11 protein-coding genes are annotated in these 8,694 nt (G+C 46.0%); 8 read left to right on the top strand and 3 right to left on the bottom strand.

Annotated features, from left to right (window positions below):
* The first annotated feature begins 221 nt into the window (after nt 1–221).
* Both AACU59_RS11295 and AACU59_RS11290 read left to right on the top strand, forming a co-directional pair.
* Nucleotides 222–845: a lysoplasmalogenase gene (locus AACU59_RS11295; protein ID WP_017042061.1), complete on the top strand. Its 624-nt coding sequence runs from the start codon at nt 222–224 to the stop codon at nt 843–845.
* Between the two features lie 100 nt (nt 846–945).
* Entirely contained in the window at nt 946–1,533 is a 588-nt protein-coding gene (locus AACU59_RS11290) for a YhgN family NAAT transporter (RefSeq protein ID WP_017048588.1), read from the top strand.
* A 75-nt stretch (nt 1,534–1,608) separates the two neighbouring features.
* On the opposite strand, the gene AACU59_RS11285 is transcribed toward AACU59_RS11290, so the two are convergent.
* Nucleotides 1,609–1,875 (bottom strand): DUF1145 domain-containing protein, encoded by a 267-nt coding sequence (locus AACU59_RS11285; protein ID WP_088731368.1) that lies wholly within the window; start codon nt 1,873–1,875, stop codon nt 1,609–1,611.
* Nucleotides 1,872–2,471 (bottom strand): 16S rRNA (guanine(966)-N(2))-methyltransferase RsmD, encoded by a 600-nt coding sequence (gene rsmD / locus AACU59_RS11280; protein ID WP_094145770.1) that lies wholly within the window; start codon nt 2,469–2,471, stop codon nt 1,872–1,874. Before rsmD ends, AACU59_RS11285 begins: the two co-directional genes overlap by 4 nt.
* A 206-nt stretch (nt 2,472–2,677) precedes the next feature.
* Here rsmD and ftsY point away from each other — a divergent pair, with 206 nt between their 5' ends.
* The 6 genes from ftsY to glpG all read left to right on the top strand — a co-directional run bounded on the left by ftsY (nt 2,678) and on the right by glpG (nt 8,184).
* Nucleotides 2,678–3,898 carry a signal recognition particle-docking protein FtsY gene (gene ftsY / locus AACU59_RS11275; protein WP_094145768.1) on the top strand — a complete coding sequence of 407 codons (1,221 nt, stop codon included), beginning with the start codon at nt 2,678–2,680 and terminating at the stop codon, nt 3,896–3,898.
* A 62-nt stretch (nt 3,899–3,960) separates the two neighbouring features.
* Complete coding sequence (gene ftsE, locus AACU59_RS11270; protein WP_010316903.1) at nt 3,961–4,635, top strand: cell division ATP-binding protein FtsE; 675 nt, start codon at nt 3,961–3,963, stop codon at nt 4,633–4,635.
* Nucleotides 4,625–5,593 carry a permease-like cell division protein FtsX gene (ftsX, locus tag AACU59_RS11265; protein ID WP_013855492.1) on the top strand — a complete coding sequence of 323 codons (969 nt, stop codon included), beginning with the start codon at nt 4,625–4,627 and terminating at the stop codon, nt 5,591–5,593. The genes ftsE and ftsX overlap by 11 nt, the downstream gene beginning before the upstream one ends.
* A gap of 175 nt (nt 5,594–5,768) precedes the next feature.
* Nucleotides 5,769–6,626 (top strand): RNA polymerase sigma factor RpoH, encoded by an 858-nt coding sequence (gene rpoH / locus AACU59_RS11260; protein WP_013855491.1) that lies wholly within the window; start codon nt 5,769–5,771, stop codon nt 6,624–6,626.
* Nucleotides 6,627–7,021: 395 nt separating this feature from the next.
* Entirely contained in the window at nt 7,022–7,342 is a 321-nt protein-coding gene (glpE, locus tag AACU59_RS11255; RefSeq protein ID WP_010316900.1) for a thiosulfate sulfurtransferase GlpE, read from the top strand.
* Nucleotides 7,343–7,350: 8 nt separating this feature from the next.
* The gene (gene glpG, locus AACU59_RS11250; protein WP_094145769.1) at nt 7,351–8,184 is read left to right on the top strand and encodes a rhomboid family intramembrane serine protease GlpG; all 834 of its coding nucleotides are present in this window, start codon (nt 7,351–7,353) and stop codon (nt 8,182–8,184) included.
* Nucleotides 8,185–8,216: 32 nt separating this feature from the next.
* On the opposite strand, the gene AACU59_RS11245 is transcribed toward glpG, so the two are convergent.
* Nucleotides 8,217–8,624, bottom strand: coding sequence for a flagellar basal body-associated protein FliL (locus AACU59_RS11245; RefSeq protein WP_013855488.1), 408 nt, complete (start codon nt 8,622–8,624; stop codon nt 8,217–8,219).
* Nucleotides 8,625–8,694 lie beyond the last annotated feature (70 nt).

The raw sequence follows: 8,694 nt of genomic DNA, 5'->3' as shown, positions 1-8,694 counted from the left end.
GTTTGTGTATTGTAAATGAGTGGAATGTCTCTGGGTGTCGTTGTGGTGATTGAAAGTGAGGGTTAGTGAGTAAAGAGTGAGCTTTGATTGTTTTCGCACTCTTTGTTGTTGAATAAAGCCAACGTTCCGATTCGCTAGCAAGATCCAATTTTTGCGTTCATCTGCTGGACTTCAATGATGACATGCCTACACTGACCGCAGATTTTTAAAGGGGAAATGAGATGTGGAGTTGGCTCTCCGTTGCTTTGTCTGGATTCATTAGTATTTCGGCTGTTGAAAGTAACAAAATCAAGCAAGCGGTAATGTTTAAAACACTCAGTATGCTGTTATTGGTGGCGATAGTTCTAAACCATACCACGCAGCTCACTTCTCCTATCTTATGGGTCTCGCTCGGTCTGCTTATTTCCGCAATCGCGGACACATTGCATCTGTTGCAACGCTACTCAAAACTCTGTTTTGCTAGCTTTCTTGTCGCACAGTTGATGTACAGTAAAGCCTTCTGGGCGCAACTTTCTGATACTATGGTGTGGTGGTTACCTGCCCTTTTGATTGCGACCAGTATTGTGGCTTTTTTCCTATTGCTGCCGCAAATTGACACCTTGATCTTTCCCGTAACCATTATGGGTATGATGTTAGTTCAGTTGGCGTGGGCGGCGGGAGAGTTGTGGCTGCAGACGCAAACAGTGCCTGCCTTTGCCGGGTTTGTTGGCTGTCTGGTGCTGATGCTCTCGGCCAGTTTGTTAGCCATTCACGATTACCGCAGGCCATTGCCTTGTGGGCGCTATCTTATTTCTGGCAGCTATTTATTAGCGCAAGCGTTAATCTCTGCCTCGGTGGCCTTGTAAACATTATCGCTTCATCTATATCGTTACTTTCAGGAGCATCGAAATCTCATGACTGGGCTGATATACTGCTGCCACTTTAAATCGATGTGAGTAGTGAGAGATGGATATTTTATCGGCGGCGACCATGCTTTTTTTGATCATGGACCCGCTTGGCAACCTGCCGGTCATGCTCTCCATCTTAAAACACCTTGATCCCAAACGTCGCCGTGTTGTGCTGGTGCGCGAACTCTGTTTTGCGTTGATCATTTTGATGTTGTTCCTGTTTGCTGGCAAAAACATCATGGGTTTTTTGCACGTGCAACCGGAAACTCTCAGCATTTCTGGCGGTATCATTCTCTTCATCATCTCGATTAAAATGATTTTCCCTAGTGCAGGTAGCATTACTGGATTAGCAGCGGGGGAAGAGCCCTTCATCGTACCGATGGCAATTCCGATGATCGCGGGTCCTTCAGTGATTGCGGCCTTACTGCTTCTTTCGACTCAGCACCCTGACAAACTCCTTGAGCTGTCAGCCTCTGTACTGCTCGCGTGGGGCGCTACTTTCATCATTTTGATGTTCTACGGTTTCTTCCACAAAGTGCTGGGTGAACGTGGTTTAAAAGCGGTCGAGCGTTTGATGGGATTATTGCTAGTTATGATCTCAACGCAAATGTTCTTAAATGGCGTAAAAAGCTATATGGGGCTGTGATTCGGGGATAAAAAAGCCGCCTATCGTGTGAACTTGAAGCGGCTTTTCCTATGTTGCTTTTTCTGTACCGTTAACTTACATCATGTGTTTACGGCGGATATCGAGCAGTGCGAAGACTCCAAATACCAGAATCGACCATTTTTCCCAACGGCTCATGCTGATCTTGTCACCAAACGCACCGATAAAAATCAGCATTTGCAGTCCGTGCATAATGAACAAAAATGCCGTCATAATATAAAGTGCAATCGCCGCTTTACCGGGGAATGGCATGAAAATATTCAGTAATAGAATCAACCAAACAAAAGCAATCGCCGCTTTTGCAAGTACCAGTAACACTCTCATTCCGAGCTCCTCTCAAATAGTCGATAACTGACTTGGCCTGCGTTTTTCTCACGGTGCAGATGCCAATTAGCAGGGATGCCTTCTAGCGCCAACTCTTTTTCCGTCTCAATATAAATCAGCGCTTCATCGGCAAGCCAGCCATTTTGTTCTAAAAGCGAGACGGCTTCGCTTAATAAGCCTTGTCGAAAAGGCGGGTCGATGAACACCAGATGGTGAGGTGTCCCTTGCTGCTTGAGAAAGGCCAGCGCATCACTATTTATCGCTCGTAAGTTGGTCGCGTTGAGCGCACCAATATTGTGTTCAAGCTGTTTGAATGCCGTCGGGTTGAGCTCAATCAGCGTCACGGCTTGTGCTTGCCTTGAGGCAGCTTCAAACCCAAGGCTGCCAGAGCCTGCAAATAAATCTAAGCAGTGTGCACCAGCGATCTCCTGTGCTAACCAGTTAAAAAGAGTTTCTTTGACGCGATCCGTTGTGGGACGCAGACCTTGGGCATCATGAACAGGCAGTTTGCGACCTCTCCATAAGCCACTAATAATGCGAACAAAGCCCGTTGAAGGCTTATTTTGTGATGAGTTTTGTTGGCGACGTCTTACCATAGATTTTTTGACCGCTAATAAAGTGATACTATACCCAATCTGCCAACCCGAAACGGGTTTGGTATAGCCATTGAATTTCAATAATGACAAAGTTTACCAATCTAATTGGAAAGTTTTCACTGCTTTGTCATTTTTCTTTTTCTTACGAGGGATAATCCTTCAAGAAAAGGGTCGTAGTTAGTTAGGTAGATCTAGGATATCCCCAGATGACGGAAAAAAAGAAACGTGGATTACTCTCTTGGCTCGGTTTTGGTGACGAAGAATCAAGTAAATCAACTAGCGAAACAGAACAAGTGCTTGAGCCATCTACGCTTGTCGAACCAGTTGATGCTGAGCAAGAACAAGAAACGACGGCAGTTGCTCAACCCATCGAAGAGCCACACACTGCGTTAGCAGAAGCAGAAGCAGAAGCAGAAGCAGAAGCAGAAGCAGAAGCAGAAGCAGAAGCAGAAGCAGAAGCAGAAGCAGAAGCAGAAGCACGAATTCAAGAGCAAGAAAAACCCAGCGAGAGTTTTTTCGCACGCTTAAAACGCAGCCTTAGCCGAACCAAAGCCAATATTGGTGCGGGTTTCTTTGGTCTGTTTAAAGGCAAGAAAATTGATGATGAGCTGTTTGAAGAGCTGGAAGAGCAACTGCTGATTGCCGATGTTGGGATGGAAACCACACTCAAAATCATCAGCAATCTGACAGAAAAAGCCTCTCGCCACGCGTTGAAAGATGGAGAGGCACTCTACGGTTTACTGAAAGATGAAATGGCCGACATTTTGGCCAAAGTAGAGCAACCGTTAGTGATTGATAGCCAAAAAACGCCCTACGTTATTTTAATGGTCGGCGTCAACGGTGTAGGCAAAACGACCACGATAGGTAAGTTGGCCAAACAGTTTCAAGCTCAAGGTAAAAAAGTGATCTTAGCGGCGGGCGATACTTTTCGTGCGGCGGCTGTTGAGCAGTTGCAGGTGTGGGGCGAGCGTAACAACGTACCAGTGATTGCGCAGCACACTGGCGCAGACAGCGCATCAGTGATTTATGATGCGATTGAGGCCGCCAAAGCACGTGGCGTGGATGTGGTGATCGCCGATACCGCTGGTCGCTTGCAAAACAAGAGCAACCTCATGGAAGAGTTGCGTAAAATTGTGCGCGTCATGAAAAAAATTGATCAATCAGCGCCGCATGAAGTGATGCTGACGTTAGATGCCGCTACTGGGCAAAACGCCATCAGCCAAGCCAAACTCTTTAGTGAAGTGGCCCCGGTGACTGGGATCACCTTAACCAAGTTGGATGGCACGGCGAAAGGCGGCGTTATTTTTGCGCTGGCCGATCAGTTTGAAATTCCGATCCGCTTTATTGGGGTTGGCGAAGGGATTGACGATTTACGTCCGTTTGAAACGCAGCAATTTATTGAAGCTCTGTTTAGCCGCGAAGAGTAAGTGTGCGTGGGTGCTCAATGAGCACCTCATCATCCAATGGAGACTGGTGAGAGGAATAGCGAGTGATTAAGTTTCAACAAGTCAGCAAAGCGTATCGCGGAGGCCGTCAGGCGCTGCAAAAGGTCGACTTTCACCTACGCCGAGGAGAAATGGCGTTTTTGGGTGGGCACTCCGGAGCCGGTAAAAGCACCTTGTTGAAGTTAATCTGTGCGATTGAGCGTCCAACCGATGGGCGCATCAGCTTTAACGGTCACGATATTACGCGTATTCCCAATCAAGATATTCCCTTTTTACGCCGCAACATCGGCATTGTGTTTCAAGATCATCGCTTACTGATGGACAGAACGGTTTACGACAATGTGGCATTGCCAATGCGCATTGAATCGATTTCAGAAAATGAAATTAAGCGTCGCGTCTCAGCCGCGCTGGATAAAACTGATCTGCTAGACAAAGCACGCTGTTTACCGAGCCAACTTTCTGGGGGTGAGCAGCAACGAGTGGGTATCGCAAGAGCGGTCGTGAACCGACCTACCTTACTGCTGGCCGATGAGCCTACGGGTAACTTAGACCCAGAGCTTTCTAACCGTGTGCTTAAACTGTTTGAAGAGTTTAACCGTGCCGGAGTCTCTATTTTGCTTGCGACGCACGACATCAGCTTAGTCAACACGCGTCCTCAATATCGTCATTTAGAACTTAACCAAGGTTTTTTAAGCGAGGTAGAAGACTATGGCCGTTAAGTCGTCGAATAAAAGGAATGCCAAAGCACGTGAACCGAAACGGGCCAAAACCGATAGTTTCTTAGCCATCCACTTTAAGCAGGCCAAGGCCTCATTTTCAAGTTTATGGTCACGCCCACTCGGCAATATTTTAACGCTCGCCGTTATTTCGATGGCGCTTGCGATGCCAGCCTGTATGTACCTGCTGAGCAAAAATATCGCGTCTGTAGCCAATAATGTCACCAGCCCTGCTCAGATCAGTGTCTATCTACATGAGCGCACACCTGAAGCACGAATTATGGTGTTGAAAGATGAGCTAGAAAGTTTGGCCGATGTCGCCAGCGTGGAGTACATCTCACCGCAGCAAGGATTGGATGACCTGAGTCAATACGCCGGGTTTGAACAAGCCATTAGTTTATTGGATGATTACGCTTTACCTGGCGTGCTTATTGTTACCCCGCAAGTTGAGCAGCAAGAGCAAATCAAAGCGCTGGCGAAAAAAATACAAGCAGAACAAGACGTCACGGATGTACGCTTGGATGAAGATTGGCTTGCTAGGTTAAACGCCATTCGAACTTTAGCGGCGATCATTGTCGCGAGTTTATCGGTATTGATGTTGGGCGCTGTATTTCTCATTGTGGGCAACACCTTGCGCTTTAACGTACAAGCCAATAAAGAAGAGATCCAAACCATGAAATTGATCGGTGCCACCGATCGCTACATTTTGCGTCCTTATCTCTATGCTGGCATGTGGTTTGGTTTATTGGGCGCATTCGCCGCTTGGCTGTTAACCGCTTTTGTGACTATTTTATTGAACGGTGCCGTTGAAGATCTTGCCCTACTGTATGACAGCCGTTTTCGTCTTATTGGCCTAAGTTGGGATGAATCCTTACTGCTGTTGATGCTCGGTACTTTCTTAGGATGCGTAGCGGCAAAAGTATCTGCGCAGCGTCATTTAAAAGAAATTGAACCAGTTTAGTTGAATATTGTCATATGTAGGCAATAACTGTTGGCTAGCTTTAGCCACAGCACTTGTATAGGCGACTTGTTTATGCATAATAGTTTCCCCTTGCTTGAATCTTGTTCATTTTAGGTTCAAGATTGTCGGGTTAAAAACATCCATTACTCCAGATCAGAAATTGATGAGGAATTGAATGACAAACCAAACGTATCAAATGGCTCTCGTTTCACAAGACAGCTTAGACAGCTACATTCGTTCAGTGAACAGCTACCCAATGCTGAGCGCGGAAGAAGAGCGGTCACTCGCAGAGCGATTACATTACAAAGGTGAAATTGAAGCGGCGAAAGGGTTGATCTTATCGCACCTTCGATTCGTTGTTCACGTTGCTCGTGGCTATTCTGGTTATGGCCTGCCCATGGCGGATTTAGTTCAGGAAGGCAATATTGGCTTAATGAAAGCGGTGAAGCGTTTCAACCCAGAAGTTGGGGTGAGACTGGTTTCCTTTGCTGTGCACTGGATCAAAGCTGAAATTCACGAATATGTGTTACGCAACTGGCGCATTGTAAAAATAGCGACCACGAAAGCGCAACGTAAGCTATTCTTCAACCTACGCAAATCGAAAAAGCGTTTAGGCTGGTTTAATAGCGGTGAAGTGGAAGCGGTTGCCCGTGAGTTGGGCGTTGACCCGGCTGAAGTGCGAGAAATGGAATCACGCTTAGCCGCGCAAGATGCCACCTTTGAAATGTCGGCGGAAGACGATGATTCGAGCTCTTCTTACACGGCACCTGTGCTTTATCTCGAAGATAAGCATTCGGATCTTGCGGATAACATTGAAGCGGCGAATTGGGAGCATCACACCAACAATCGTTTAAGCTTGGCGTTGGCTAGCTTAGATGAACGCAGTAAACATATTGTGCGCTCTCGTTGGTTGGATGATCAAAAAGCTACGCTACAAGAGTTAGCGGAAGAGTATGGTGTCTCAGCTGAGCGTATTCGTCAGCTAGAAAAAAATGCAATGAAGAAGCTAAAGGATGCTGTCGGCGAGTTCTAATCACTGACTCATTGTGAAGCGCATTAAAAACCGAGATCTTACGATCTCGGTTTTTTTATTTTTGATCACTTTAAGTGATCAAATTTTCAGCGCGCTGATTGTGGATAACTCTGTGACAAAATTATTCGTGAGCTGTCATCAAGTCGGTTAAATCAAGGCTTGAACACCGTTTTATATTTGGGGATATGTATTGTGTTACACACAGAAAAGTAAGGATCATCACTACATGTTGTGGATCTATTTCTCATTTACTACTTTATCAACGCAATCCACAAGATTATCCACAAACGGCGAAAAAGTGATCAGTGGTGGATAACCTTATAAAGGCCGTGTACTTGATTGCCTTGGGATAGGTTACAATCAAACGCTAAAAATAAAACCAATCAGAGGAAGCGATGGATCAGTTTCAACATATCAATGCTCAAGCAGCACAAGCTTTAATGGAACAACATGATGCGCAATTAGTGGATATTCGTGATGCGCAATCTTTTGCGGTTGCACATGCAAATGGCGCATTCCACTTAACCAACGACAGCATGGTTTCATTTATGGAAAAAAGCGAATTTGACCAACCCATTTTAGTGATGTGTTATCACGGTATTAGCAGCCAAGGTGCGGCACAGTATCTGATTAACCAAGGTTTTGAACAGGTGTATAGTGTGGATGGTGGATTCGAAGCTTGGCATCGTGCAGGCTTGCCCGTAACCAGCAATTAGGATGACTTATGTTAAGACTGATCACGCTCAATAACCCAAGAATGGCGCAAGCCTTTATTGATTACATGGCCTCTCGTGAAATTGAGATTCAAATGATGCCGGAAGGGAGTGGTCAATTTGCGTTATGGTTACTTGATGAGCAACATCAGATTGAAGCCGAAGCGGAACTCAACCATTTTCTGCACAATCCAAATGACAGAAAGTATCAAGCCGCTTCATGGGATGTGGCTGAAAGCCGCAAAAGTCACTTTCAATATCGTTCACCGAGCATGTTGGCGATGCTCAAAGCCAAAGCTGGGCCTTTAACTCTGGGCGTGATGATGGTATGCGCCATTATCTTTGCATTGCAGCAGCTTGGGCTAGCCAATCAAGTATTTTCCGCATTACATTTTCCTGCTTTGGCTGGGCAGCAATGGCAGATTTGGCGCTGGTTTAGTCATGCTTTACTTCATTTCTCTGTGCTGCACATCGTCTTTAATTTGTTATGGTGGTGGCAGTTGGGGGGCGATGTTGAAAAACGGCTTGGATCATTCAAACTTGGACAGCTATTTTTAGTGTCAGCATTGTTGTCCGGTGCGGCTCAGTACTGGGTTGAAGGAGCCAATTTTGGTGGTTTATCGGGTGTGGTCTATGCGTTGGTCGGTTATCTATGGATGCTTGGTTGGAAAGCCCCTCATCTTGGCTTGCAAATGCCCAAACCCGTGATCGGTTTCATGCTGGTGTGGTTGGTGCTCGGCTTTGTGCAACCCTTTATGGCGATTGCCAACAGCGCGCATTTAGCGGGTCTATTTGCAGGAATCGCCTTTGGATTAAATGATGCCAGCCGTCATCTAACTCGTTAAGCAAAAACATCAATAGAGCGACAATTGCTGCTCTATTGATAGATGTATTTAGTAAACAGTAGGTCAGCAATAATGGTTCGGCCTATTTCAGGCAGTAACACCGCGTTGAGCTCTGTGACCAACGTTTTTCTTAAATCTTCCCGACCTGCGAGTGATTTTATCGTCTCTTCGGTCTGTTTACCGAGTAGCTCGACGATGGCATCACGAATCAGTGGTTGGTGCCGTTCAACGGCGGGTAAATCGGCGTCGCTGGATACCATCACGTCGATACGAACTTGGATGTAACCTAACTTATTTCCTTTAGTGAAAAAGTTGGTGGTGAGATCCGGCTCTAAGGTAAAGTACGCCAGCCTAGGCGCTTTTTCATCTTGTGCATAACTTGGTAACGCACAAAACAAGCTTAGAGCGATAATTATTTGGGCTACATAACGTTTAAGCATATTTCTATCTTTTCTTTAGTTGGTTCACGATACTCGAATCGCTTGAGTCTTGTTACAATAGAGCATCGGA

The sequence above is a fragment of the Vibrio sp. V23_P3S9T160 genome (genome assembly GCF_963886625.1).
In the GTDB taxonomy this organism is placed as follows: domain Bacteria; phylum Pseudomonadota; class Gammaproteobacteria; order Enterobacterales; family Vibrionaceae; genus Vibrio; species Vibrio anguillarum.
Note: the sequence above shows the minus strand (reverse complement) of the source record. Positions and strands in the feature narration are given on the sequence as shown.

Bases quoted from the DNA above. Each gene is read 5' to 3' on its own strand.
- AACU59_RS11295 (WP_017042061.1), top strand. From the start codon at position 222: ATGTGGAGTTGGCTCTCCGTTGCTTTGTCTGGATTCATTAGTATTTCG.
- AACU59_RS11290 (WP_017048588.1), top strand. From the start codon at position 946: ATGGATATTTTATCGGCGGCGACCATGCTTTTTTTGATCATGGACCCG.
- AACU59_RS11285 (WP_088731368.1), bottom strand. From the start codon at position 1,875: ATGAGAGTGTTACTGGTACTTGCAAAAGCGGCGATTGCTTTTGTTTGG.
- rsmD (WP_094145770.1), bottom strand. From the start codon at position 2,471: ATGGTAAGACGTCGCCAACAAAACTCATCACAAAATAAGCCTTCAACG.
- ftsY (WP_094145768.1), top strand. From the start codon at position 2,678: ATGACGGAAAAAAAGAAACGTGGATTACTCTCTTGGCTCGGTTTTGGT.
- ftsX (WP_013855492.1), top strand. From the start codon at position 4,625: ATGGCCGTTAAGTCGTCGAATAAAAGGAATGCCAAAGCACGTGAACCG.
- rpoH (WP_013855491.1), top strand. From the start codon at position 5,769: ATGACAAACCAAACGTATCAAATGGCTCTCGTTTCACAAGACAGCTTA.
- glpE (WP_010316900.1), top strand. From the start codon at position 7,022: ATGGATCAGTTTCAACATATCAATGCTCAAGCAGCACAAGCTTTAATG.
- glpG (WP_094145769.1), top strand. From the start codon at position 7,351: ATGTTAAGACTGATCACGCTCAATAACCCAAGAATGGCGCAAGCCTTT.
- AACU59_RS11245 (WP_013855488.1), bottom strand. From the start codon at position 8,624: ATGCTTAAACGTTATGTAGCCCAAATAATTATCGCTCTAAGCTTGTTT.